Source organism: Ralstonia edaphi (genome assembly GCF_958350185.1).
GTDB lineage: Bacteria > Pseudomonadota > Gammaproteobacteria > Burkholderiales > Burkholderiaceae > Ralstonia > Ralstonia edaphi.
In genome coordinates, this window is record NZ_CATWHI010000002.1 from 927,655 (window position 1) to 952,883 (window position 25,229).

At 65.8% G+C, this 25,229-nt stretch carries 30 protein-coding genes; 29 read left to right on the forward strand and 1 reads right to left on the reverse strand.

The features are described 5' to 3' along the window. Positions 1-28: 28 nt before the first annotated feature. The 23 genes from mutL (at position 29) to R2669_RS09630 (ending at position 18,593) form a co-directional block, all read left to right on the forward strand. A complete protein-coding gene (gene mutL / locus R2669_RS09520; RefSeq protein WP_316899807.1) occupies positions 29-1,936 on the forward strand; it encodes a DNA mismatch repair endonuclease MutL in 1,908 nt (635 codons plus the stop codon). A gap of 6 nt (positions 1,937-1,942) precedes the next feature. Then, a complete protein-coding gene (miaA, locus tag R2669_RS09525; protein ID WP_147213401.1) occupies positions 1,943-2,914 on the forward strand; it encodes a tRNA (adenosine(37)-N6)-dimethylallyltransferase MiaA in 972 nt (323 codons plus the stop codon). A 2-nt stretch (positions 2,915-2,916) separates the two neighbouring features. Next, positions 2,917-3,444, forward strand: a complete 528-nt coding sequence (locus R2669_RS09530) for a GNAT family N-acetyltransferase (RefSeq protein ID WP_147213402.1) — start codon at positions 2,917-2,919, stop codon at positions 3,442-3,444. A gap of 80 nt (positions 3,445-3,524) precedes the next feature. Further along, a complete protein-coding gene (locus tag R2669_RS09535; protein ID WP_316899809.1) occupies positions 3,525-4,265 on the forward strand; it encodes a 2OG-Fe(II) oxygenase in 741 nt (246 codons plus the stop codon). Positions 4,266-4,275: 10 nt separating this feature from the next. After that, a complete protein-coding gene (alkB, locus tag R2669_RS09540) occupies positions 4,276-4,932 on the forward strand; it encodes a DNA oxidative demethylase AlkB (RefSeq protein WP_316889937.1) in 657 nt (218 codons plus the stop codon). A 15-nt stretch (positions 4,933-4,947) separates the two neighbouring features. Then, positions 4,948-5,598: a DNA-3-methyladenine glycosylase family protein gene (locus tag R2669_RS09545; protein WP_316899811.1), complete on the forward strand. Its 651-nt coding sequence runs from the start codon at positions 4,948-4,950 to the stop codon at positions 5,596-5,598. A 158-nt stretch (positions 5,599-5,756) separates the two neighbouring features. Next, a complete protein-coding gene (gene napE / locus R2669_RS09550) occupies positions 5,757-5,921 on the forward strand; it encodes a periplasmic nitrate reductase, NapE protein (protein WP_147213429.1) in 165 nt (54 codons plus the stop codon). Positions 5,922-6,008: 87 nt separating this feature from the next. Beyond that, on the forward strand, positions 6,009-6,353 hold the full coding sequence (locus R2669_RS09555; RefSeq protein ID WP_316899813.1) for a chaperone NapD: 345 nt from the start codon (positions 6,009-6,011) through the stop codon (positions 6,351-6,353). Beyond that, the gene (gene napA / locus R2669_RS09560) at positions 6,325-8,841 is read left to right on the forward strand and encodes a periplasmic nitrate reductase subunit alpha (protein ID WP_316872897.1); all 2,517 of its coding nucleotides are present in this window, start codon (positions 6,325-6,327) and stop codon (positions 8,839-8,841) included. The genes R2669_RS09555 and napA overlap by 29 nt, the downstream gene beginning before the upstream one ends. A gap of 40 nt (positions 8,842-8,881) precedes the next feature. Next, on the forward strand, positions 8,882-9,385 hold the full coding sequence (locus R2669_RS09565) for a nitrate reductase cytochrome c-type subunit (protein WP_316872896.1): 504 nt from the start codon (positions 8,882-8,884) through the stop codon (positions 9,383-9,385). Between the two features lie 12 nt (positions 9,386-9,397). Further along, positions 9,398-9,985 carry a cytochrome c3 family protein gene (locus R2669_RS09570; protein WP_147213409.1) on the forward strand — a complete coding sequence of 196 codons (588 nt, stop codon included), beginning with the start codon at positions 9,398-9,400 and terminating at the stop codon, positions 9,983-9,985. Positions 9,986-10,037: 52 nt separating this feature from the next. Beyond that, complete coding sequence (gene ccmA / locus R2669_RS09575; protein ID WP_316899816.1) at positions 10,038-10,670, forward strand: cytochrome c biogenesis heme-transporting ATPase CcmA; 633 nt, start codon at positions 10,038-10,040, stop codon at positions 10,668-10,670. Beyond that, positions 10,667-11,335: a heme exporter protein CcmB gene (gene ccmB / locus R2669_RS09580; RefSeq protein ID WP_012436331.1), complete on the forward strand. Its 669-nt coding sequence runs from the start codon at positions 10,667-10,669 to the stop codon at positions 11,333-11,335. The genes ccmA and ccmB overlap by 4 nt, the downstream gene beginning before the upstream one ends. Positions 11,336-11,339: 4 nt before the next feature. Beyond that, positions 11,340-12,125 (forward strand): heme ABC transporter permease CcmC, encoded by a 786-nt coding sequence (gene ccmC, locus R2669_RS09585; RefSeq protein WP_316899817.1) that lies wholly within the window; start codon positions 11,340-11,342, stop codon positions 12,123-12,125. Then, entirely contained in the window at positions 12,122-12,274 is a 153-nt protein-coding gene (locus tag R2669_RS09590; RefSeq protein ID WP_316899820.1) for a hypothetical protein, read from the forward strand. The genes ccmC and R2669_RS09590 overlap by 4 nt, the downstream gene beginning before the upstream one ends. Then, a complete protein-coding gene (gene ccmE, locus R2669_RS09595; protein ID WP_147213412.1) occupies positions 12,271-12,741 on the forward strand; it encodes a cytochrome c maturation protein CcmE in 471 nt (156 codons plus the stop codon). The genes R2669_RS09590 and ccmE overlap by 4 nt, the downstream gene beginning before the upstream one ends. Next, a complete protein-coding gene (locus R2669_RS09600) occupies positions 12,738-14,756 on the forward strand; it encodes a heme lyase CcmF/NrfE family subunit (RefSeq protein ID WP_316899822.1) in 2,019 nt (672 codons plus the stop codon). Before ccmE ends, R2669_RS09600 begins: the two co-directional genes overlap by 4 nt. Continuing rightward, the gene (locus tag R2669_RS09605; protein WP_316899824.1) at positions 14,753-15,295 is read left to right on the forward strand and encodes a DsbE family thiol:disulfide interchange protein; all 543 of its coding nucleotides are present in this window, start codon (positions 14,753-14,755) and stop codon (positions 15,293-15,295) included. The genes R2669_RS09600 and R2669_RS09605 overlap by 4 nt, the downstream gene beginning before the upstream one ends. Then, positions 15,288-15,758: a cytochrome c-type biogenesis protein gene (locus R2669_RS09610; protein WP_316899826.1), complete on the forward strand. Its 471-nt coding sequence runs from the start codon at positions 15,288-15,290 to the stop codon at positions 15,756-15,758. The genes R2669_RS09605 and R2669_RS09610 overlap by 8 nt, the downstream gene beginning before the upstream one ends. After that, a complete protein-coding gene (ccmI, locus tag R2669_RS09615; protein ID WP_316899828.1) occupies positions 15,755-16,663 on the forward strand; it encodes a c-type cytochrome biogenesis protein CcmI in 909 nt (302 codons plus the stop codon). Before R2669_RS09610 ends, ccmI begins: the two co-directional genes overlap by 4 nt. Positions 16,664-16,758: 95 nt before the next feature. After that, the gene (gene ada / locus R2669_RS09620; RefSeq protein ID WP_316899829.1) at positions 16,759-17,844 is read left to right on the forward strand and encodes a bifunctional DNA-binding transcriptional regulator/O6-methylguanine-DNA methyltransferase Ada; all 1,086 of its coding nucleotides are present in this window, start codon (positions 16,759-16,761) and stop codon (positions 17,842-17,844) included. A 6-nt stretch (positions 17,845-17,850) separates the two neighbouring features. After that, entirely contained in the window at positions 17,851-18,114 is a 264-nt protein-coding gene (locus R2669_RS09625) for an Ada metal-binding domain-containing protein (protein WP_316899831.1), read from the forward strand. A 38-nt stretch (positions 18,115-18,152) separates the two neighbouring features. Beyond that, positions 18,153-18,593 carry a hypothetical protein gene (locus R2669_RS09630; RefSeq protein WP_316899833.1) on the forward strand — a complete coding sequence of 147 codons (441 nt, stop codon included), beginning with the start codon at positions 18,153-18,155 and terminating at the stop codon, positions 18,591-18,593. 75 nt (positions 18,594-18,668) lie between these two features. On the opposite strand, the gene purM is transcribed toward R2669_RS09630, so the two are convergent. Continuing rightward, positions 18,669-19,724, reverse strand: a complete 1,056-nt coding sequence (purM, locus tag R2669_RS09635; protein WP_316899835.1) for a phosphoribosylformylglycinamidine cyclo-ligase — start codon at positions 19,722-19,724, stop codon at positions 18,669-18,671. A 163-nt stretch (positions 19,725-19,887) separates the two neighbouring features. Between purM and R2669_RS09640 the strand changes: the two genes are divergently transcribed. Genes R2669_RS09640 through R2669_RS09665 form a run of 6 tightly spaced genes read left to right on the forward strand, consistent with a single transcriptional unit; the run spans position 19,888 to position 25,204 of the window. Beyond that, positions 19,888-20,958 carry an AI-2E family transporter gene (locus R2669_RS09640; RefSeq protein WP_316899837.1) on the forward strand — a complete coding sequence of 357 codons (1,071 nt, stop codon included), beginning with the start codon at positions 19,888-19,890 and terminating at the stop codon, positions 20,956-20,958. 58 nt (positions 20,959-21,016) lie between these two features. Continuing rightward, positions 21,017-21,718, forward strand: a complete 702-nt coding sequence (gene hda / locus R2669_RS09645; RefSeq protein ID WP_004631704.1) for a DnaA regulatory inactivator Hda — start codon at positions 21,017-21,019, stop codon at positions 21,716-21,718. A 51-nt stretch (positions 21,719-21,769) separates the two neighbouring features. Further along, a complete protein-coding gene (locus R2669_RS09650) occupies positions 21,770-22,444 on the forward strand; it encodes a histidinol-phosphatase (protein ID WP_027680636.1) in 675 nt (224 codons plus the stop codon). A gap of 11 nt (positions 22,445-22,455) precedes the next feature. Then, the gene (pcnB, locus tag R2669_RS09655; protein WP_316899839.1) at positions 22,456-24,018 is read left to right on the forward strand and encodes a polynucleotide adenylyltransferase PcnB; all 1,563 of its coding nucleotides are present in this window, start codon (positions 22,456-22,458) and stop codon (positions 24,016-24,018) included. Next, entirely contained in the window at positions 24,015-24,530 is a 516-nt protein-coding gene (gene folK, locus R2669_RS09660) for a 2-amino-4-hydroxy-6-hydroxymethyldihydropteridine diphosphokinase (RefSeq protein WP_147213422.1), read from the forward strand. Before pcnB ends, folK begins: the two co-directional genes overlap by 4 nt. Positions 24,531-24,559: 29 nt before the next feature. Continuing rightward, positions 24,560-25,204, forward strand: coding sequence for a deoxynucleoside kinase (locus tag R2669_RS09665; protein ID WP_316899988.1), 645 nt, complete (start codon positions 24,560-24,562; stop codon positions 25,202-25,204). Positions 25,205-25,229: the final 25 nt, after the last annotated feature.

Consider the following 25,229-nt stretch of genomic DNA (forward strand, 5'->3'; position numbering starts at 1 on the left):
CACAGTGCGTGACATTTATAATGCCGCGATGACTTCCGCCTCGACTTCCCGCCGCCCCATCCGCCCGCTTCCCGACCAGCTGATCAGCCAGATCGCGGCCGGCGAGGTGGTCGAACGGCCGGCGTCCGTCGTCAAGGAACTGCTGGAAAACGCGCTGGATGCCGGCGCCACGCAGCTCCAGATCAAGCTGGAGGAAGGCGGCGTGCGGCGCATTGCCATTACTGACAACGGCGCAGGCATTCCGGCCGACGAATTGCCCGTCGCGTTGATGCGGCATGCGACCAGCAAGATCGGCTCGCTGGAAGAACTGGAATCGGTGTCGACGCTGGGGTTCCGGGGCGAGGCGCTCGCTTCGATTGCCTCGGTGGCGGAATTGACGCTCACGTCGCGCACGGCCCATGACGCCCACGCCACACAGATCATCGCGCAGACCGGGCGAGCGCAGCCCGCCTCGGGCGGCGTCGGCACCACCGTCGATGTGCAGCACCTGTACTTCAACACGCCGGCGCGCCGCAAATTCCTCAAGACCGAGCAGACCGAGCTGGGTCACTGCATGGAAGTGATCCGCCGCACCGCGCTGGCGCGGCCCGATGTCGCCATCTCCGTGCATCACAACGGCAAGCCGCTGGAGCATTGGAACGCCACGCAGGCGGATTCACGCTCGGCGGCCGTGCTCGGCACCGAATTCGCCCGCGCGCGCCTGCCTTTTGAAGAATCCGCCGGCGAGCTGCGCCTGTTCGGCTTTGCCGGCCTGCCGACCGCGTCGCGCGGCCGGGCCGACCACCAGTTCTTCTACGTCAACGGCCGCTTCGTGCGGGATCGCCTGCTCACGCATGCCGTGCGCAGCGCTTACGAAGATGTGCTCCATGGCGACCGCTTCCCCGCCTACGTGCTGTGCCTAGAGCTGCCGCCCGAAGCGGTGGACGTGAACGTGCATCCGTCCAAGATCGAGGTGCGCTTCCGCGACAGCCGCGCGGTGCACCAGTTCGTCTATCACGCGGTGCAACGCGCCTTGTCCCGCCACGCCGGCGAACAGGGCGACAGCCTGCGCACCGACATCGCCGAAGCGCCCGAGGTGGCCGGGGTCACGACGGCGCCCTCGCCCGCCGACAACACCACGCGCTGGATCAACCAGATGGCGGCACGGCAAACGTCGCTCGGCATTGCGCAGCCGCGTGCGGAATACCTGTCGATGATGCGCGGCGACAGCGCGCCCATGCCGTCGGGCCGCCCCGCCTGGATGACCGATGTGCCGAGCGCCGCGACGTTGTTCGACGGCGGCACGGCAACTGCGCAAGCGCCTGCTGCCGTTGCGGAGCCGGCCGCTGCGCAGCACGCCGATGACGACGATGCCCACCCGCTCGGCTTTGCGGTCGCCCAGCTGCACGGCATCTACGTGCTGGCGCAGAACACGCGCGGCATGGTGCTCGTCGACATGCACGCCGCGCACGAACGCATCCTGTACGAACAGCTCAAGACCGCGCTGGAAGCCAGGCGCGTCGAAGTCCAGCCGCTGCTGATTCCCGTCACGTTTGCCGCAAGCCCGGTGGAGATCGGCACCGCAGAGGAATTCCGCGACACGCTCACGCTGCTCGGCTTCGACATCTCCGCCGTGTCGCCGACCACGCTGGCCGTGCGATCGGTGCCGACGCTGCTGCAGAAGGCCGATGCGCAAGCGTTGGCCCGCGACGTGCTGCGCGATCTGCACGCCTATGGCGGCTCGCGCGTGCTGGCCGAACGCCAGAACGAACTGCTGGCCACGCTGGCGTGCCACTCCGCCGTGCGCGCCAACCGCCGCCTGAACCTGGATGAGATGAACGCGCTGCTGCGCCAGATGGAAGCCACCGAACGCGCCGACCAATGCAACCACGGTCGGCCGACGTGGATCCAGCTTACCGTGGCGGACCTGGATCGACTCTTCCTGCGTGGTCAGTAAATTCCGATGACTGCGTCTGCTGCAAGCGCCCCGCGCGCGATTTGCCTGCTCGGGCCGACAGCGTCCGGCAAGACCGCCGCCGCATTGAAGCTGGCCGAGCGCTGGCCGGTCGAGATCATCAGCATGGATTCCGCGCTGGTGTATCGCGGCATGGACATCGGCACCGCCAAGCCCAGCGCCGAAGAGCAAGCCATCGCGCCGCATCACCTGATCGACATCATCGATCCGCTCGATGCGTATTCCGCCGCGCAGTTTGCCAACGATGCGAATGCGCTGATCGATGCCATCCGCGCGCGCGGCCGGCTGCCGCTGATCGTCGGCGGCACGATGCTGTATTACAAGGCGCTCACGCAAGGTCTCTCCGATTTGCCCGGCGCCGATCCCGCCATCCGCGCGGAGATCGATGCCGAAGCCGCCCGCGATGGCTGGCCGGCGTTGCACGCCAAACTGGCGCAGGTCGATCCGGTGACGGCCGCGCGACTGCACGCGACCGATGCGCAGCGCATCCAGCGCGCGCTGGAGCTGTATCGGCTGACGGGCCAGCCGATGTCCGCCCTGCTCGCACGCGAGGTTGGCGCAAATGCATTCCAGCAGCACGATGCGGCTGCGCCATATCTGACGATTGCGCTGGAACCGTCCGACCGCCTCGTGCTGCATGCGCGCATCGCACAGCGCTTCGATGCGATGCTCGCCGGCGGCCTGCTTGATGAGGTGGAGGCCTTGCGCCGCCGCGGCGATCTTTCGCCCACGCTGCCGTCCATCCGCTGCGTCGGTTATCGCCAGGCGTGGGCCTATCTGGACGGCGAAATCGACATGGCGGCTCTGCGCGAACAAGGCATCGCCGCCACGCGTCAGCTCTGCAAGCGCCAGATCACGTGGCTGCGCAGCACGCCGGAGCGGCACGTGGTCGACTGCCTCGCGCCCGATTACGTCGACCAGGTTGCGCGCCTGGTCCAAACCTCACTGGAACCACGATGACAATGACCGCCACCACAGCGAGCAGCTTCACGCTGCGCCCTGCCACGCCAGACGACTGCGCCTCGCTCGTTCGCCTGATCTCTGCACTGGCCGAGTACGAAAAGCTCACGCACCTGGTGCAGACCACGCCTGAAGCGCTGGCGACGATGCTGTTCGGGCCACGCCCGTATTGCGAAGCGGTGCTGGCGGAAGTCGACGGCCGGGCCGTGGGCTTTGCGCTGTTCTTCCACAACTTCTCGACCTTCCTGTGCAAGCCGGGCCTGTATCTGGAAGACCTGTTCGTGGAACCCGAATACCGCGGCCTGGGCATCGGCAAGGCACTCCTGATCCACCTGGCGCGCCTGGCGCAGGAGCGAGACTGCGGCCGCTTCGAATGGAGCGTGCTGGACTGGAATGCGCCGTCCATCGCCTTCTACGAAGCCATGGGCGCCGATGTGCTGCCCGAGTGGCGCATCTGCCGCGCCACCGGCGATGCGTTGACCAAGCTGGCCGCCACCACCATGCCCGCCAGCCTGGCCGCAGCCGCCTGAATTTGACCGCAAGCTCCGGAGTGCCGCGCGCACTCCAGCGAGCGTAGGCTTGGCATATCGAATCTCGGAAAGGAGCCCATATGCCGCCTTCCACGGCCGCCGCACATATCAGCGCGGGGCACCGTCCAAGTCTTGACTGCATCGACTGGCATGCCGTTGAGGAGGCCCTCAACGAGGCCGGCTGCGCCGTGTTGCCAAGCCTGCTCGCCGCTGACGCGTGCGACTCCCTCGCCGCGCTGTACCCGCAACAGAGCCTGTTTCGGTCGCGCGTAGTGATGGAACGCCACGGCTTCGGGCGCGGCGAATACCAGTATTTCGCGTATCCGCTGCCGGACCTCATCGCGCAGTTGCGCGCCTCGCTCTACCCGCCGCTGGCGACCATCGCCAACCGCTGGAATCAAGCCATGGATATCGACGTGCGCTATCCAGCCAAACACGCCGATTTCCTGCGTCGCTGCCACGAAGCCGGCCAGCTGCGCCCCACGCCGCTGATCCTGCGATACGGCGCCGGCGACTACAACTGCCTGCATCAGGACCTCTACGGTGAACACGTCTTCCCGCTGCAGGTCGCCATCCTGTTGTCGGAACCGGGCATCGATTTCAGCGGCGGCGAATTCGTCATGACGGAGCAGCGCCCGCGGATGCAGTCGCGGCCCGAGGTGGTGCCATTGCGCAAAGGCGATGCGGTGGTCTTTGCGGTACACCATCGCCCCGTCCAAGGCACGCGCGGCACGTACCGCGTGAACATGCGCCACGGCGTGAGCCGCCTGCGCTCCGGCCAGCGGCATACTGTTGGCATCATCTTCCACGACGCGCTGTAGCGACCACACCATGACCACCGGCGATCTGTTTGCCGATCACGCACCCGCCGATGACGCCCGCATTGCGCTCGGCGAGGCGGCGTTCGTACTGCGTGGTTTTGCGCTGGCGGATGCACCGGCCCTGCTCGCAGCGGTCGACGCCATCGCGCAGCAGGCAGCGTTTCGCCACATGGTCACGCCGGGCGGTTTTGAGATGTCGGTCGCGCTCACCAACAGCGGCACGCTGGGCTGGACTTCAGACCGCCGCGGCTACCGCTACGCCACGCACGACCCGCTCACGGGAGCCGCGTGGCCACCGCTGCCCGACGTGTTCCTGCGCCTTGCGCGCAACGCCGCCGCAGAGGCGGGCTTCCCGGGCTTCGCGCCCGACGCCTGCCTCATCAACCGCTATGTGCCGGGCGCACGCCTGTCGCTGCATCAGGACAAGGACGAGCAGGATTACGGCGCGCCGATCGTCTCCGTGTCGCTCGGCATGCCGGCCGTCTTTCTGTTTGGCGGACATCGCCGCGCCGACAAGACGCAGCGCATCCCCCTGTTTCACGGCGATGTCGTCGTCTGGGGCGGGCCGGATCGCCTGCGCTATCACGGCGTTGCGCCGCTCAAGGACCACCCGCATGCGCTGCTTGGTAGCCAGCGCATCAACCTCACGTTCCGCAAGGCCGGCTGACCGGCAAATTACCGCATGACCATCGCCGCAGACCTGTCCGATACGGCCTACCGACAAGCCGAAGCCTTCCTTGCCACGCTGGACGAAGACTGGGCCCGCCATATCGCAGCGATCGGACCGTGCCGCCACGCCGCCAAGCCTGCGCGCGAACCTTATGAAGCGCTGATCCGCGCGATCGCCTATCAGCAGTTGCACGCCAAGGCCGGCGACGCCATCCTGGGACGTTTCCTCGCGCTGTATCCGGCAGCGGCTTTTCCTGCACCGCAGCAAGTGCTGGCCACCGAGGAGGCGGCGCTGCGCGCCTGCGGCTTCTCGGCGACCAAACTGGCGACCATTCGCGGCATCGCACAAGCCGCGCTCGACGGCGTCGTCCCGACGCGTGAACAGGCGCGCGCCATGCCGGACGAAACGCTCATCGAACGTCTGGTGACATTGCGCGGAGTCGGCCGGTGGACGGTCGAAATGCTGCTGATCTACACGCTGGAGCGCTCCGACATCCTTCCCGCAGATGACTTCGGCGTGCGTGATGGCTACCGCCGCCTGAAGCGGCTCGACAGCACGCCCACGCGCAAGCAGATGGAAAAACTCGGCGCTGCATGGAGCCCATATCGGACCGTCGCGGCCTGGTATTTATGGCGCGTGCCCGTCAATGTTTCACGCGCGTGAATCGAGCAAATCTTGCGCTAGATCACGCCCCACCGACATATCGGTTGCGCGATAGGGGGCACGCCGGGATCATGCGAAAACCTTGAATTCCCGTGCGACGTTCGCTTTACTGGAAAACGTTCGCGCGCCATTGCGCCGCCCTCATTGGTCGAGTCATCGTGGAACAGCCCCAAAACGTCGACGCGCAACGTAAATCCGAAGAACTGCGGAGCTTCCTGTTTCTGACAGCGGTGATGGTGCCGGTTCTATCCGTACTTATCGTGGCCGGATACGGCTTTATCGTCTGGGCAACGCAATTACTGAGCGGTCCGCCAACGCATTGATTTAACGCCCCGGGGGGTCCGAGGGCGAGTCGGTCATATGTTCGCGCAGCACTGATTAGAAAAGGCGTTGATCGCCACAACAGCGTCATGCGACACACAAGAAAAATAGACATCCCCATTCGGCCGGCGCCGCTCGAAGATGACGAGTGGCATATCGCCGGGGTTCTGGTCCAGACGCGGCCAACCCAGCTTGCATCGGTAAGCCAATCCATCGAAGCCATCGCCGGCAGCGAAATCCATGCGGCCAGCGACAACGGCAAGCTCGTGGTCACGCTCGAGGCGCCGAGTTCGCGCGCCATTGCAGCCCACTTGGCGTTCATTGAGCAGATCGACGGTGTGCTGAACACCGCGCTGATCTATCAGCACAACGAAATGGCAGACGCCATGAATGAGGAAATGGACGATGAAAGTCTCTCGCCGCGCGTTCATTAAGCAGACCGCTGCCGCCGCCACCGCTTCGGTAGCAGGCGTCACGCTTCCTGCCGGCGCCGCAAACCTCGTCACCGACAAAGAGCTGACGCAGCTCAAGTGGTCCAAGGCGCCTTGCCGATTCTGCGGCACCGGCTGCGGCGTTGAAGTGGCCGTCAAGGACAACCGTGTGGTGGCCACGCAGGGCGACCCGAAGGCCGAGGTCAACCGGGGCCTGAACTGCGTCAAGGGCTATTTCCTGTCGAAGATCATGTACGGCAAGGACCGGCTGACCCAGCCGCTGCTGCGCATGAAGAACGGCAAGTACGACAAGAACGGCGAGTTCACGCCCGTGAGCTGGGACCGTGCGTTCGACGAGATGGCGGTGCAGTTCAAGCGCGTCATCAAGGAAAAGGGCCCGACCGCTGTCGGCATGTTCGGCTCCGGCCAATGGACCGTTTTTGAGGGCTACGCAGCCGTCAAGCTGATGAAGGCGGGCTTTCGCTCGAACAACCTCGACCCGAACGCGCGCCACTGCATGGCCTCCGCCGTGGCCGGCTTCATGCGCACGTTCGGCATGGACGAGCCGATGGGCTGCTACGACGACTTCGAAGTCGCCGACGCGTTCGTGCTGTGGGGCTCGAACATGGCGGAGATGCATCCGATCCTGTGGTCGCGCGTGACGGATCGGCGCCTGTCTGCGCCGAAGACGAAGGTCGCGGTGCTGTCGACGTTCACGCACCGCTCGTTCGATCTGGCCGACATTCCGATCGTCTTCACGCCGCAGGCCGACCTCGCGATGCTGAACTACATCGCGAACTACATCATCACCAACAAGAAGGTCAACACGGACTTCGTCAACAAGCACACCGTCTTCAAGCAGGGCGTGACCGATATCGGCTACGGCCTGCGGCCGGACAACCCCGTGCAGAAGGCCGCCAAGAATGCCGACAAGGTGGGCGATTCGAAACCGATCTCGTTCGACGAGTTCGCAAAGTTCGTCTCGACGTACGACCTGGACTACACCACCAAGCTGGCGAACCCGGACAAGAGCAAGGAGAAGGAGTTCAAGCAGCAGCTCCAGAAGCTTGCCGAGCTGTACGCCGATCCGAAGATCAAGGTCGTCTCGTTCTGGACCATGGGTTTCAACCAGCACACGCGTGGCACCTGGGCGAACAACATGATCTACAACCTGCACCTGCTGACGGGGAAGATCGCCACGCCGGGCAACAGCCCCTTCTCGCTGACGGGCCAGCCTTCGGCCTGCGGGACCGCACGCGAAGTCGGCACGTTCTCGCACCGCTTGCCGGCCGACATGGTGGTGACGAACCCGAAGCACCGCGAGGAAGCCGAGCACATCTGGAAACTGCCCGCCGGCACGATCCCGGAAAAGCCGGGCTATCACGCCGTGCTGCAGAACCGCATGCTGAAAGACGGCAAGCTCAATGCGTACTGGGTGCAGGTCAACAACAACATCCAGGCCGGCGCCAACATCAACGAGGAAGGCTACCCGGGCTACCGCAATCCGGCGAACTTCATCGTTGTCTCGGACGTGTATCCGACCGTCACCGCGCTGGCCGCCGACCTGATCCTCCCGAGCGCCATGTGGGTAGAGAAGGAAGGCGCCTACGGCAACGCCGAGCGCCGCACGCAGTTCTGGCATCAACTCGTTGATGCGCCCGGCGAGGCACGTTCCGACCTGTGGCAACTGGTGGAATTCTCCAAGCGTTTCAAGGTGGAAGAAGTCTGGCCGGAAGACCTCATCGCCAAGAAGCCGGAGCTGCGCGGCAAGACGCTCTACGACGTGCTCTACCGCAACGGCAACGTCGACAAGTTCCCGCTCAAGGACGTCGACCCGGAATACAACAATGCCGAAGCCAAGGCGTTCGGCTTCTACCTGCAGAAGGGCTTGTTCGAGGAATATGCAAGCTTCGGGCGCGGCCACGGCCACGACCTGGCGCCGTTCGACGACTATCACAAGGCGCGCGGATTGCGCTGGCCGGTGGTCAACGGCAAGGAAACACGCTGGCGCTACAAGGAAGGCAGCGACCCGTACGTCAAGGCCGGCACCGGCTACCAGTTCTATGGCAACCCGGACGGCAAGGCGGTGATCTTCGCCCTGCCCTATGAGGCGCCGCCGGAAGTGCCGGACAAGGAATACCCGTTCTGGCTGTCGACCGGCCGCGTGCTGGAACACTGGCACTCGGGCTCGATGACGCGGCGGGTGCCCGAGCTGTATCGCGCATTCCCGAATGCGGTCTGCTTCATGCACCCCGAAGACGCGAAGGCGTTGGGGCTGCGGCGTGGCGTCGAGGTCGAGGTGATCTCGCGGCGCGGCAAGATGCGCACCCGCATTGAAACGCGCGGCCGCAACCAGCCGCCGAAGGGCCTGGTGTTCGTGCCCTGGTTCGATGCAAGCCAGCTCATCAACAAGGTCACCCTGGATGCAACCTGCCCGATCTCGCTGCAGACGGATTTCAAGAAATGCGCCGTCAAGATCGTGAAGGTCTGACGAGCCCAGGCAGACGACACACGCGCAACCGGAAAACGTCATGAAGCTCAGCCGACTCCTGGGACTGCCAGCCGCACTCTGTGCGCTGCTGCTGGCGACCCTTGCCAACTTGCCCGCGCAGGCCCAAGGCGTTGTCGACGCCATGCGCGGCCCCACGCCGATCGCGGCCGAATCGACACCGCCCATCCTGTATCCGACCGAGAACAAGGACGTGCGCCGCGAGCGCAACTACACCGGGCAGCCGCCGACGATTCCGCACAAGATCGACGGCACCTACATGTATCAGATCACCAAGGACAACAACGGTTGCCTGTCCTGCCATGCGCGTACGAAGGCCGAAGAGATGCGGGCGATTCCGATCAGCCCCACGCACTACGTTGACCGCGACGGCCATCAACTGGCCGACGTTTCGCCGCGTCGCTTCTTCTGCACGCAATGCCACGTGCCGCAGGCCGACGCCAAGCCGCTTATCACCAATACGTTTGTCGATGTCGATGAACTGCTTAAACGCAAGCCTGACGGCAAGAGCGTTGGCAAGAACTGAGGTGGTGCAGCCATGTTCGACCTGATCAAGCGCTACTGGCGCACCATCAATCGGCCCAGCGCGTATTTCAGCCTGGGCTTTCTGACATTGGGCGGCTTTGTTGCGGGCGTGGTGTTCTGGGGCGCGTTCAACACCGCGATGGAGGTGACGAACACCGAAGCGTTCTGCACGGGCTGCCACGAAATGCACGACAACGTGTACCAGGAGCTTCAGAGCACCATCCATTACACCAACCGCAGCGGTGTACGCGCCATCTGCTCGAACTGCCACGTTCCGCACGCCTGGACGAACAAGATTGCACGGAAGATGCAGGCCTCCAAGGAAGTGTGGGGCAAGATTTTCGGCACCATCGATACGCGCGAGAAATTCGAAGCCCACCGGCTCGAACTGGCCCAGCACGAATGGGATCGCCTCAAGGCCAACGATTCATTGGAATGCCGCAACTGCCACAACTACGATTCGATGGATTTCACACGGCAAAGCCCGCGCGCGTCTGCCATGCACTCCCAGTACCTGGGCAGCAAGGAGAAGACCTGCATCGACTGCCACAAGGGCATTGCGCACCATCTGCCCGACATGTCGAAGATGAAGACCGAGTGACGCACGCGATCGTGCAACATGTGCCAGCCCCCATTCGACTCCGACACCTGACGTGCTTGTTGCCAGCCAATTGACGTTTTCGCGCGCCGGCCGCCGGATCTTCCGCGAGCTGGAGCTCTCGGTGTCGGCAGGCGAGCTGGTGCAGATCACCGGAGCGAACGGCAGCGGGAAGACCACGCTGCTGCGTGTGCTCTGTGGCCTGCTGGCACCGGCAAGCGGCACGCTGACATGGCACGGCATGCCCGTGCGCAGCAACGGCCCCGCTTTCCTCAATGCGCTCTGCTACGTTGGGCACACCAACGGCATCGACCCTGACCTCACGGTGACCGAGAGCCTGCAGCTGGCCATGCAACTGGCCGGATTGCGCGGCCCGGCATCTGAGCCGTTTGGCATCGGGCGCGCACTGGAAGCGCTCGAACTCGGCAAGCTTGCCGCCACGCCGGTGCGCAAGCTCTCGCAGGGACAGCGTCGGCGCGTGGCACTGGCGCGCTTGCTGCTCGCGCGGCGTGAACTGTGGCTGCTCGATGAACCGATCGCCTCGCTCGACGATCATGCAGTCGGCCTCTTCACCGCACAGCTCGATGCGCACTTGCGTGCAGGCGGCATGGCCATCATGGCCACGCACCACCTGCTGTCGCGCCCGCAAGGGGCGAGTCGCGTGCTCAGCCTGGGAAGCACCGCATGAAGCCGATGCTGATGGCCATCCTGCGACACGACCTTGCGCTCTCATGGCGGCGGCGCGGCAACCTTGTCGGCGGCGTGGTGTTCTACGTCATTGCGGCGAGCCTGTTCCCGCTGGCCATCGGCCCCGACCCGCAGCAGTTGCGCATGCTCGCGCCGGGCATCCTGTGGGTCGCGGCGCTGCTGGCGTCGATGCTCTCGCTCTCTCGGTTGTTTGCGCAGGAACACGCCGATGGCAGCCTGGATCAACTGCTGTTGTCGCCGCACCCGCTTGCGTTGATCGTGCTGACGAAGATTGCCGCACACTGGCTCGCCAGCGGCTTGCCATTGCTGCTGCTGACGCCCATCCTGGCCCAGCAGTACAGCCTGCCGCTGCATGCAACGCTACTGCTGACCGCCACGCTGCTGATCGGTACGCCGGCCATTGCGCTGATCGGTGCCGTTGGCGCAGCGCTCACACTGGGCGTGCGCAACGGCGCAGCGCTGTTGTGCATCCTGGTGCTGCCGCTTTGTGTGCCCGTGCTTGTGTTTGGCGCAGGCGCGGGATCTGCCGCTGATGCGGGGCTCGATGTCATGCCGCATCTGTCGTTGCTGGGCGCTTGCCTGGCGCTGTCGTTGTTTGTCTGCCCGCTGGCCACGGCTGCCGGGCTGCGCATTGCCGTGGAATGACCCGATGACGAATCGATCCGGACTCCACACCACGCCCATCACCGTGCGCCAGCCTGCGTCGCGGCGCTGGAACTGGCTCGCGTATGCGTCCCCCGTGCGGTTTGATCCGCTCGCGCGCAAGCTCGCACCGTGGTTTGGCGTGGCCGCACTTCTGTTCCTCATCGCCGGCCTCTATGTCGGCTTCATGGTGGCGCCCACCGATGCGCAGCAAGGCGAGGTCTATCGCATCATCTTCCTGCACGTGCCGGCTGCGTGGATGTCGATGTTCATCTACCTCGTGATGGCCGGTTATTGCGCGCTGGGGCTGGTACTGCGCACGCGGCTTTCGTCGATGATGGCGTCAGCACTCGCGCCCACGGGTGCGCTCTTCACCGCCATCGCGCTATGGACCGGCGCGCTGTGGGGCAAGCCCACTTGGGGCACATGGTGGGTATGGGATGCGCGGTTGACGTCGGAGTTGCTGCTGCTGTTTCTGTACCTCGGCTTCATCGCATTGGAAAGCGCCATTGAAGACCCGCGCCGCGCCGAACGCGCCTGCGCCGTGCTGGCCGTGGTCGGCGTAGTCAACATCCCCGTGATCTATTTCTCGGTGCAGTGGTGGAACACGCTGCACCAGGGCGCGTCCATCAGCCTGACGGCGGCACCGTCCATGGCGATGACGATGCTACTCGGCATGCTGCTGATGACGCTCGCATGCTGGATGTACAGCATCTGCGTGGCACTGATTCGCGTGCGCTGCATCATGCGCGAACGCGCCGACGATGACCACAACTTGAGCACGCCCGCATGAACCAGTTCTCCGTCAACCACGTCGACTATATTGCGGGCGCGTTTATTGTGGCCGCGATCTGCATTGCGGCCGAGATGCTGCTGCTCGCCCGCCGCTGGCGCGCGGCCAACCGCGCCAGTCACGCCCATCCAGACGACGGCGACCAATGACACGCAGACAACGCCGTCTCGGCATCCTGATCGCCGCACTGGTGTGCGCGGGTGCAGCCACCGCACTTACGCTGAATGCGTTCCGCTCGAATCTGGTGTTTTTCTTCAGCCCGAGCCAGATCGCTGCCAAGGAAGCGCCCGTGGCGCAGGTCTTCCGTCTGGGCGGGCTCGTTGAGCGCGGTTCCATCCAGCGCGAACGTGACGGCATGACGATCCGCTTTATCGTCACCGACACTGGGCGCGGCGTGCCAGTCGTCTACCGCGGCTTGCTGCCCGACCTGTTCCGGGAGGGCAAGGGCGTGGTGGCGCGCGGCCGTCTCGGCCAGGACGGCGTCTTCGTCGCCAGCGAGGTGCTCGCCAAGCACGACGAGAACTACATGCCGCCCGAAGCCGCCGATGCCGTACGACGCGCCGCGCAGGTCAACGACCAGATGGCGAAGGAATCCGCCCGGAGTGCGTCACGATGATCGCCGAGCTGGGCCACTTCGCGTTGATCCTCGCGCTGCTGACTGCGGCCATGCAATCCGTGCTGCCGCTGGTGGGCGCCGCGCGCGACGACGAGCGCTGGATGGCCGTGGCGCGCCCTGCCGCGCGCATGCAATGCGCATTGGTGCTCCTGGCGTATGGCGCGCTGACATGGGCCTTCGTCAGCAACGACTTCAGCGTGCTCTATGTCGCTGCCAACTCGAACAGCGCGTTGCCGCTGCCCTATCGCGTGGCCGCCGTGTGGGGCGGACACGAGGGATCGATGTTGCTGTGGACGACGATGCTGGCGCTGTGGTCGCTGGCCGTGTCGTTGTTCAGCCGACAGCTGCCGCTGCCCGTGGTGGCGCGCGTGCTGGGCGTGATGGGCGCCATCAGCACGGGGCTGCTGCTGTTCCTGCTGTTCGCATCCAACCCGTTCCTGCGCCTGTTGCCGCCGGCGATGGAAGGGCGTGATCTCAATCCGCTGTTGCAAGACCCGGGCATGGTGTCGCATCCCCCCATGCTCTACATGGGCTACGTGGGCTTTGCGGTGGCGTTTTCGTTTGCCATGGCCGCACTCCTGTCCGGCCGGCTCGATGCCACCTGGGCGCGCTGGTCGCGGCCGTGGACGACCGCCGCCTGGGCATGCCTGACGACCGGCATCATGCTCGGCAGCGCCTGGGCATATTACGAACTCGGCTGGGGCGGCTGGTGGTTCTGGGACCCGGTCGAAAACGCCTCATTCATGCCGTGGCTGGCGGGCACGGCGCTGATCCACTCCTTGGCGGTGACGGAAAAGCGCGGCGTGTTCCGCGCATGGACGGCGCTGCTGGCCATCTTCACGTTTTCGCTCAGTCTGCTCGGCACGTTCCTCGTCCGCTCGGGCGTACTGACGTCGGTGCACGCGTTTGCGGTCGACCCGAAGCGCGGTCTCTTCATCCTGGCCTTGCTGGGGATCGTGACGGGGGGCGCCTTGGGTCTGTTTGCGTGGCGGGCAAAGCGGTTGTCCGGCAACACGGCGGAAGGCGCCACGTTCTCGCTGTTCGCGCGTGAATCGTTCCTTCTGGCCAACAACGTGCTGCTGGCTGTGGCTGCCGCCACGGTGTTGCTCGGCACGTTGTATCCGCTGGTGCTCGATGTGCTGCGGCTGGGGAAGATCTCGGTCGGACCGGCGTATTTCGAGCAGGTCTTTGTGCCGCTGATGTCGCCTGCGGTGCTGCTGATGGGCGCGGCGCCGCTGGCGCGCTGGCGTCATGGTGCGCTGCCGTCCATGGCCGTGCGGCTGCGCTGGGCGGCAGTGGCGAGTGTTGTGGTCGGGCTCGGACTCGCGGTGTTTTATCGGACGTCCGCACTGGCCGGCCTGGGGCTGACGCTCGCCGCATGGTGTCTTGCGAGCGCGCTGGCCAGTCTGGCCGAAAAGCTCCGGCAGCCCGGCAATCGACTGACGACATTGCGGCAGTTGCCGCCGAGCTACTTCGGCATGCTGGTGGCGCACGCGGGAGTCGGTGTGTTCATCGCGGGCGTCACGCTCGTGCTCAGCCAGGAGACGCTACGCGAGTTGCCCGTGCGCGTGGGCGGCACGGTGGAGGTGGGCGGCTACACGTTCCACCTCACCAGCGTTGTACCGGCCCAGGGCCCCAATTACGACGTCTTGCGCGGCCACGTCGACGTCAGCCGCGACGGCAAACCCGTGGCCACACTGCTGCCTGAGCGGCGCCTGTATCACAGCCAGGACAACCCCACGACCGAGGTCGCCATCGACAGCAGCATCACGCGCGACCTCTATGTCGCGCTCGGCGAATCACTCGGACAGGACAACTGGGCCATGCGCGTCTACATCAAGCCCTTCGTCAGCTGGATCTGGGGCGGCTGCGTGCTGATGGTGGTGGGCGGCCTGCTGGCCGTGTGCGACCGCCGCTACCGGCTCCGTCGCCGCTCCACGGCATCGCGCACCGCACCCGACACCGCACTGGCGAGTCCCTCATTGGCGATGCCGGCAACCGAGGAGCCCCGGTGAAGCTGCGTTACGTGCTGCCGCTGGCAGCGTTCTTTGTTCTGGTGATTGCGCTGGCGGCAGGGCTGTCGCGTGATCCGCGTGAGCTGCCCTCGCCGCTGGTCGGCAAGCCCGCACCGGCGTTCCGGCTGACGGCGTTGGATTCAACTGCCACCACCGTCACGCCGCAAGACCTGCGCGGAAAGGTGTGGATGCTCAATGTCTGGGCGTCGTGGTGCACCGCATGCCGGGCAGAGCACGCCGTGCTGAACGCATTCGCCAAACAATCACCCGTGCCGATCTACGGCCTGAACTACAAGGACGACGCCAGCGCCGCCCGCGCCTGGCTCAAGCAGATGGGCGATCCGTATGTCGCCTCGCTCATCGATGCAGACGGCAAGGTCGGCATCGACTACGGCGTGTACGGTGTGCCGGAAACCTTCGTGATCGATCGCGCCGGCGTGATCCGCTATCGCCAGGTCGGCCCCGTCACAGCCGAATCCATGGAACGCAAGATCGTGCCGCTGCTGCAGCAACTGGAGCAGGAGGGCGGTCATGCATAAACGACTGGCTGCGCTGGTTCTCGCAGGCGTCGCGGCGTTCACGTTGCAAATGCCCGCCCGTGCGACGGCGTCGGACGTCGATCTCGACACCCGCGTCCATGCGCTGTCGGAGCAGTTGCGCTGCCTCGTCTGCCAGAACCAGACCCTCGCCGACTCCAACGCCGACCTCGCCGTCGACCTGCGCCGCCAGATTCGCGAACAACTGCGCGCCGGCGCCACCGAAGCCGACGTGAAGCAGTACCTCGTGCAGCGCTATGGCGATTTCGTCCTGTACCGTCCGCCCGTCAAACCGCTGACGTATCTGCTGTGGTTCGGCCCGGTGCTGTTGCTGATGGCGGTGGTGTTCGGCATCGTGTCGTCCCGCAAACAGCGGAAGCCGGCGCCTGCCGAGATGGACCCCGACGCCCAGGCGCGCCTCGCTGCACTGCTTGCGTCGTCGTCACCGGACGACCCCCGCCCATGACTGTGATGACCCTGTTCTGGCTGCTGGCGGCTGCCCTCACGGCCGTCACCATGGCAGTGTTGCTGACGCCGCTGTTGCGGCGCGCGCGCACCCATCAGTTCGATACGCGCATCCAAGGCCCCACGGCGCGCAGCCAGATGGTTCGCTGGTACCACGATCAACTGCGCGAGCTGGATGCCGATCTGCGCGCCGGCACTATCGATGCCGCCGGCCACGCGCATGCACGCGCGGAGCTGGGCCAACGGCTGCTGGACGATACCGCCGATACCGCCGACAGCGCCACCACGCCGCCGGCGCGCCCGGACCGCCGCCCCGTCGTGCTCGCGGCACTGCTGTTGGCTGCGTTGCCCACGTCCGCAGTGCTGCTCTATCAGCACCTGGGCAAGCCCGCCGCGCTGTGGATGCCGGGCGACATGCTGACCGCCGCGCGCAGCGACCACACCGGTGGAGATGCGCAGATCGAATCGATGGTCAACAGCCTCGCGCAACGCCTGCGCGACACGCCTGACGACGCGCCCGGCTGGGCCCTGCTCGCCCGGTCCTACAGCACGATGGAGCGCCCGGCCGATGCCGTCGCCGCTTACGCCAAGGCAGTCGCCCTTGCGCCCGACGTCGCGAGCCTGCGCGCCGATTACGCCGACGCACTCGCCACAGCGCAGGGCGGCGCCCTCGCCGGAGCGCCCATGGAGCAGGTACGCCTCGCACTGAAGAGCGATCCGGACGAGCCCAAAGCGCTGGCGCTGGCCGCTTCCGCCGCCGTAGAACGTGGTGACGTGGCCGAGGCCATCGCCCAGTGGGAGCACCTCTACCAGTTGCTGCCGCCCGAATCTTCCGGCGCCAAGCAAATCGCGGCCAACTTGGCCGCCGCGCGCGCCGGTCAGCAAAAGGCACCGCGCAGAAAGTGAAGCAATCGGTGCTTCGAATTTGACCGCAAGACCCGGAGTGTCCCGCCAGGGGGCCGCACCTACAGTACAGTCATCGCAGTCCACTGGATGACGCCATGCAAACCTCCGCCCGTACCGTACCGGACACCACCTCCGTTGAACATGACCCGCGCTGGGCTCGCGTGCTGGCGCGCGATGCCTCTGCCGACGGGCAATTCGTCTATGCGGTAAAGACCACCGGCGTGTATTGCCAGCCGAGCAGCCCGTCGCGCCTGCCGCGCCCGGAAAACGTCGAGTTTTTCGACACCCCTGCCGACGCAGAAGCCGCCGGTTACCGCCCGAGCCGCCGCGCCAGCCCGGATCAGACCACCGTCCGGGCGCAGCAAGCCGCGCTGGTCGCGCAAGCCTGCCGCCGCATCGAGGCAGCCGACACACCGCCCACGCTTGAAGCGCTTGCGCAGGACGCCGGCCTGAGCCCCTATCACTTCCATCGGCTGTTCAAAAGCGTCACCGGCCTCACGCCCAAGGCCTACGCAGATGCGCATCGCGCCCGCAAGCTGCGCGCGCAACTGGAACGCGGCAGCACCGTCACTGAAGCCATCTACGACGCCGGATTCAACGCCAGCAGCCGCTTCTACGAGGCGTCGGACAACGTGCTGGGCATGACGGCCAGCCGCTACCGCGCCGGCGGCGTACAGACGACGATCCGCTTTGCGGTGGGCGAATGTTCGCTCGGTTCGATCCTGGTGGCGCAGAGCGATCGCGGCATCTGCGCGATCCTGATGGGCGACGACCCCGACGCTCTCGCGCGCGATCTGCAGGACACCTTCCCGAAGGCCGAACTCATCGGCGGCGATGCGGGCTTCGAAGATCTGGTGGCGAAGGTCGTGGGTTTTGTCGAGGCGCCGTCCATCGGACTGGACCTACCGCTGGACGTGCGCGGCACCGCGTTCCAGGAGCGCGTATGGCAGGCGCTGCGCGAAGTGCCGCCCGGCAGCACCACCAGCTACACCGAGATTGCCGCGCGCATCGGCGCGCCCCAGGCCGTCCGCGCCGTTGCGCAGGCCTGCGCGGCCAATCACATCGCAGTGGCGATTCCCTGCCATCGGGTGATCCGCCGGGACGGCAACACCTCCGGTTATCGCTGGGGTGTGGAGCGCAAGCTGGCGCTGCTGGAGCGCGAGTCGCAATCCGCCGCATGAAACCGCGTGAGAACGTGGACGCTCATCGGCGCGGGCGGCCAGCCTTATGAGAGCGCCGTGCCCGGCACGCTGGGCGGGCATCGGCGTGCTCGCATCTATGGCCGCCTCGATTGCGCCGCCGCACGCCGGGCCATCGCGCGCGGCGGTTATGTTCGCTACCGCGTGTTCTTCCTGAACGAAGCCGACGCGCGTGCCGCCGGCTACCGGCCCTGCGCAGTGTGCATGCCGCAGGCGTATGCGGCATGGAAACGATCGGTCAGTTCCGGGTAAAGTCGGGGGCTGAACATCGCCGACACGCTCCGCACATCATGACCCAACCCCTGCTGCTTGCCTTGCTCACCGCTCTCGCGCTGGCGGGCTGCGGCCGCTCCGACGACGCGCACAAACCTGCCGCCCCCGCTACGGCTTCCGCACCTGCGGCCTCCGCCCCTGGCGCGTCCAACTCGGCCAATGCGCCGACCGCCAGCGCGCCCGCCGTCAGCGAAGCCGAACAGGCCAAGGCCGTCGATCTGGCCCGCGCCGCCATCGAAAAATACAAGCTGACCACCCTGTCGCAGGAATGCCTGTCGTTCGTGGTGGACCGCGCCGACGACACGCACAACAGCGTTGAAGTGCTGGAAAACCACACCCCGGCCTGCGGCGGCGACCCGAACACCGCACCGCGCGTCGTCACGCTGCTCATCGACAAGAACACCGGCGCGCTGCAGAAGGACGACCCCGCCAGCGGCGAATACGTCCCGCTCAAATAAGCGCCCGCAAGACAGAACGCGCATAAAAAAACCGCCGAACGTATCGGCGGTTTTTTTGCGGGGGCGAACTTCGCGTCAGACCACGATCGTCTGCGCTTCGCCTGCCTGGCGGGCGCGGATTTCGCCGATCTGGTAGACCGTCTCGCCTGCGTCCTTCAGGTGGGCGATGGCGGCCGGTGCATCGGCTGCCGACACGATCACCACCATGCCGATGCCGCAGTTGAAGACGCGGTGCATTTCGCCATCGGCCACGTTGCCGGCCTTTTGCAGCCACTGGAACAGCGGCGGCAGCGTCCAGGCGTCCTTGTGCAGCACGGCGGTCAAGTTGTCTTGCAGCACGCGCGGCACGTTTTCGGTCAAACCGCCACCGGTAATGTGCGCCATGCCCTTGACGGTCAGTTTCTCCATCAGCGCCAGCAGCGGCTTCACGTAGATGCGCGTCGGCGCCATGATGGCGTCCTGCAGGCGCTGGCCGTGGAAGTCTGCGTTCAGGTCCGGACGCGACACCTCGATGATCTTGCGCACCAGCGAGTAGCCGTTCGAATGCGCGCCCGACGAAGCCAGGCCCAGCACCACGTCGCCCTCGGCAATGGTGGTGCCGTCGATGATCTTGCGCTTTTCGACCGCGCCGACAGCAAAGCCGGCCAGGTCGTATTCGCCGTCCGGGTACATGCTGGGCATTTCAGCGGTTTCGCCGCCGATCAGCGCGCAGCCAGCCAGCTCGCAACCCTGGGCGATGCCCTTGACCACCGTGGCAGCGGTGTCGACGTCAAGCTTGCCGCAGGCGAAGTAATCCAGGAAGAACAGCGGCTCGGCGCCCTGCACGAGGATGTCGTTCACGCTCATGGCGACCAGATCCTGGCCCACCGTGTCGTGGCGGTTCAGCGCAAACGCCAGCTTGAGCTTGGTGCCCACGCCGTCGGTGCCCGACACCAGCACCGGTTCCTGATACTTCTTGGACAGCTCGAACAGCGCGCCGAAGCCGCCGATGCCGCCCAGCACGCCTTCGCGCATGGTGCGCTTGGCAAACGGCTTGATGCGGTCGACAAGGGCGTCACCCGCCTCGATGTCGACGCCCGCGTCGCGGTAAGACAGGCCGGTCGATGCGGATGGGGTTTCGGAAGCGCTCATACAGTCGTCTGAATTGAAAAAACCGGGAAAGAAAGCGAGACGGCGGCGGGAAGTCACAAAAATCGGACCCGCCGGTCCAGTAAAATCGCGATTTTACCGGATGCGGCCGTCACGATGGCCGCTTTTCCGACTCCTCCACCCCGCCATCGGAACCGTCGCCCCCATGAACGCCCCCGTGCTGACGCAGGAAACCAAGCGCACGCTCGCCTGGATCGCCGTGGCGCTTGTCTTCCTCGCCCTGCTCAAGGCGCTGGCGCCGACGCTCACGCCCTTCGTCTTCGCGTTCATCCTGTCGTACATCCTGCACCCGGGCGTGGAATGGCTGCAGCGCCATCGCGTACCGCGCGTGCTGGGCGTGTTTCTGATGATCCTGGTGCTGACGGTGGTGGGCGTGGCGCTGATGCTGCTGATTTTGGCGGTGCTGCAGCGGGAGATTCCGGCGATCCGAGATCAATTGCCTGGGATGCTTGCGAAGCTCAACGCGTTTCTGTCGCCCAAGCTGGACGAATTGGGCCTGCATGTCAGCTTCGATTTTCCGGGCCTGCGCGCCCTGCTCACGGAACAGCTCGCCGCCAGCCCGGACGACGTGGTGGCCCGTGTGCTGACCTATCTGCGTGTGTCCGGCTCCGCGGCCATCCAGGTGCTGGGCATCTTCTTCCTGGTGCCGATCGTGATGTTCTACCTGCTAATGGACTGGAACATGCTCATGCGCCGGATCGAAACCGCCGTCCCGCGCCGTTGGCTGCCAAAAACGCGCGAACTGGCCGCCGAAACCGACGGCCTGCTCTCCCAATACCTGCGCGGGCAGATCATCGTGATGCTGGTGCTGGCGGTGTATTACTCGGCGGGGTTGGCACTGGCCGGCTTTGACGTGGCGCTGCCGGTGGGCATTTTTACGGGGCTGGCCGTGTTCATCCCGTATATCGGCTTTGGCGTGGGCCTCACGCTGGCCATCCTGGCCGCACTGTTGCAGTTCGGCAACCTCTACGGCCTGCTGGCGGTGGCCGTGGTGTACGGCATCGGCCAGTTCCTGGAAAGCTTCTACCTGACGCCCCGCCTGGTGGGCGAACGCATCGGTCTGCATCCGCTGGCGGTCATCCTCGCCTTGCTGGCTTTTGGCCAATTGTTCGGTTTTTTCGGTATCCTCCTCGCCCTACCGATGAGTGCTGTGCTGCTGGTCGGTTTGCGGCAGATCCGGAAGCTTTATCTGGGCAGCCGGCTCTACCAGGATTGAAAGCCACTGAAGGCGACTGAAGGCAACTGAAAAGTACGGCGACTCCACTCCACGTTTCATGGCCACACCCGAACAGCTCCCGCTCGAACTCGGCGCGACACCCGCCCCGACCTTCGACAACTTCGTCGCCACCGGCAACGAAGAGGCGGTGCTTCGCCTGCGCGCCCTGATTCCGCAAGTGGTGGACGGCACCGCAACCGACCGCCTGGTTTACCTCTGGGGCGAGGAAGGCAGCGGCCGCAGCCACCTGCTGCAGGCCATTTGCGCCCAGACCGAAGCCGGCGGCTACGAAGTCCGCACGCTGGAACCCGACGCCCCGCCCGAAGCGTTCGAATTCGACCCGACCATCACCGTCTGGACCATCGACGACGCCGAGCGCCTGGACGAATGGGCGCAGATCGCCGTGTTCAACCTCGTCAATGAAGTGCGCGCGCATCCGCATGCCGCCATCGCCATCTCCGGGGCGGCTGCGCCGATGGCGATGCCGCTGCGTGAAGACCTGCGCACCCGCCTGGGCTGGGGCCTCGTCTACTGGCTGCGCCCGTTGTCCGACGCCGACAAGGTGGAAGCCCTGCGCCAAGCCGCTCGCGAACGCGGCATGCAGCTCTCGGCGGACGTGCCGCAGTGGCTTGTGACGCACTCCTACCGCGACATGCCGAGCCTGATGGCTCTGCTGGACGCCCTCGACACCTATTCGCTCGCCCGCAAGCGCGCCGTCACCCTGCCGCTCGTGCGCGACATGCTCGCGCTGATGAAGTGAATCCCAGGCTCGCACGGCCGGAGATGTAACGTTCGGGTAAAATCGCGCCCCATGAATCTGGCCCTCTTCGACCTCGATCACACCCTCATCCCCACCGACAGCGACCACGAGTGGGGACGCTTCCTCATCCGCCGCGGCGTGGTGGATGAAGCCGAATACCAGCGTAAGAACGATCAGTTCTATGCCGATTACAAAGCTGGCACGCTGGATATCCATGCCTTTCTGCGTTTTGCCCTGGCACCGCTCGCCGCCCACCCGCGCGACACGCTCGCCCAGTGGCACGCCGAGTTCATGCACGACGTGATCCGTCCGAAGATCACACCGCAGGCGCAAGCGCTCGTGTACAAACATCTGGATGCCGGCGACCTGTGCTGCGTGGTCACCGCCACCAACAGCTTCGTCACACGCCCGATTGCCGAGGCCTTCGGCATCGATCACCTCATCGCCACCGAACCCGCCACCGCCGACGGCAACCCGGACAGCGCCTTCACCGGCGACGTGGCGGGCACACCGAGCTTCCGCGAAGGCAAAGTCGCCCGCGTGCATGAGTGGCTGGCCAACATGGGCCGCGGCTGGAGCGATTTCGAGCGCAGCACCTTCTACAGCGATTCGGCCAACGACGTGCCGCTGCTGGAGGAAGTGACCGACCCCGTCGCCACCAACCCGGACGACACGCTGCGCAACCTCGCAGCTGCGCGCAACTGGCGCATCATGGATCTCTTTTAAGCAGGCGCGGCGTGATCAAGAAACTCATCAATCGCCTGCTGGGCAAGACCTCCGCAGAGCCCACCGCTCCCGCTGAACCGGGGGTGCCCGCCGCCAGGAAGAGCCGCGCGCCCAAGGCGGCCAAAACCGCCAAGGCGCGCACCAAGTCCGCCGGTGGCGTGCCGCGCCAGGCGCGCGTGTGGAGCGTGGACGAGCACGGTATCGACCCGAAGCTACTCTCGCGCAACGCGGTCAAGGTCACGTCCACGCTGCAGGACGCCGGCTATGCCGCCTTCATCGTGGGCGGCGCCGTGCGCGACTTGCTGCTCGGCATCAAGCCGAAGGACTTTGATGTGGCGACCAACGCCACGCCCGATCAGGTCCAGGCTCTGTTCCGCCGCTCGCGCATCATCGGACGCCGCTTCCAGATCGTGCACGTCACGTTCTACGGCGGACGCGATCAGGAAATCATCGAAGTCTCGACCTTCCGCGCGCTCGTCGACGCGGTGGACGCCGAGCAGGTGCCGGCCGGCAAGCGCGTGAAGCGCACCGAGCTGGACCACCACACACACGCCGTCGACGCTAGCGGCCGCGTGCTGCGCGACAACGTCTGGGGCACCCAGGCCGAAGACGCCACCCGCCGCGACTTCACCGTCAACGCGATGTACTACGACCCCGCCGACGAGACCGTGCATGACTACCATCACGGCATGGAAGACATGCGCGCCCGCACGCTGCGCATGATCGGCGATCCGCATACCCGCTACCGCGAAGACCCGGTGCGCATGCTGCGCGTGGTGCGCTTCGCGGCCAAGACCGGTTTCGACATCGACCCTGACACGCGTGCGCCGATCGCCGAGCTGGGCCCGCTGATCCACAACGTGCCGGCCGCCCGCCTGTTCGACGAGATGTTGAAGCTGCTGATGTCGGGCCACGCCTGGGCATCGCTGCAGGAACTGCGCAAGGCGGGCCTGCACCGCGGCCTGCTGCCACTGCTGGACGTCGCGCTGGAGCAGCCGATGGGCCAGCGCTTCGTGCAGCTCGCCCTCGACAACACCGACGATCGCGTGAAGGCCGGCAAGCCGGTCTCGCCCGGCTTCCTGTTTGCCTCGCTGCTGTGGCATCACGTGGTCGAGCACTGGAACCGCCGCCGCGCCGCCGGCGAGCCGCTGATCCCCGCGCTGCATACCGCCATGGACGAAGTGCTCGACCGCCAGACCGAACAGCTCGCCATCCAGCGCCGCTTCACCTCCGACATGAAGGAAATCTGGAGCATGCAGCCGCGCTTTGAGAAGCGCTCGGGCCGCATGCCGTATCGGCTGCTGGAGTCGCCGCGCTTCCGCGCCGGCTACGACTTCCTCGCGCTGCGTTGTGCCTCGGGCGAATTGCCGCAGGAACTCGCCGACTGGTGGACCGACTTCCAGAACGGTGACGGCGAAGCTCGCGAAGCCCTGATAGCCCAAGCCAAGCACGCCCCGAGCGCCTCGGCAAATGCCGGCCCGGCCAGCCCGGGCAAGCGCCGTCGCCGCCGACGTGGTCCGGCAAAATCGGATACAGTCGGTGACGTCAATCCGGGAAGTTCGGAGGAAACGTGAAGACAGTGGCGTACATCGGCATCGGCGCCAACCTGGGCGACGCGCGCCAGGCAGTGAAAGACGCCGTGGTCTGCCTCGCACAGCAGGTCGGCATCACCGTCACCGGCAAATCGAGCCTGTATCGCAGCGCGCCCATCGAATCCAGCGGCGACGACTACATCAACGCCGTGGTGCGCATCGATACGCATTTCACCGCCGACCAGCTGCTCCGCATCTGTCACCACATCGAAGACCAGTTCGGCCGCGAGCGCCCGTTCCACAACGCGCCGCGCACGCTTGATCTGGACTTGCTGCTCTACGGGGACCACGTCCTCACCTCGCCCGAGCTGACGGTGCCGCACCCCCGCGTCGGCCAGCGCGCCTTCACCCTGCTGCCCCTGCATGAACTGGCGCCCGACCTCGTGATTCCGGGCATTGGCGCCGTGGCTGAGCTGCTGCCCGGCGTGGCCGACCAGCGCATCGAAAAGACCACGATGTGTCAGTGCATGCGCGCCAAGCAGCCCGCCGCCTGATCATCCGCACCACGCACAAACACCTGCCGATGGCACTGGACCACCTGCGCCGTATCGTTGTCGAGGGGCCCATTGGCGTGGGCAAGACCGCGCTGGCCCAGCGCCTGGCCGATCATCTGCGCGCGTCGACGTTATTCGAGACGCCCGCCGAAAACGCCTTCATTGCTCGCTTCTACGAAGAACCCGCCCGCTATGCGCTGCCGGTGCAGCTGCGCTTCCTGCTGCAACGCGCCGAGCGCCTGAAGGCTTGGCACAAGGCGACGCTCACCGGCGAGCGCATCGTCGCCGACAGCTTCCTGCCGCGCGACCGGCTGTTCGCCCAGCTCACGCTGCCCGCAGATGAACTCGCGTTGTACGACGCGATGGCCAATGCGCTGGCCCTGCCGCAGCAGCGCATCGACCTCGTCATCTGCCTGCAGGCGCGCGCCGAGGACCTGCTGCCGCGCATCACCCGTCGCGCCGTTCCTTACGAAACAGGCATCGATGCGGAGTATCTCGAACGCATCTGCGCCGCATACGGCGAGCTGTTTCTGTATTACGATGCCGCACCGACGATGATCGTCGACACCGCTGCCTTCGACCCCGCAGGCAACGACGACGATTTCCGCACCTTGCTCGCCCGCATCGACGCGATGCGCGGACCCAAGGAATTCATCAAGCTGGCAACGCGCTAGTCAGTCGACGCACCGCATGGTCTGC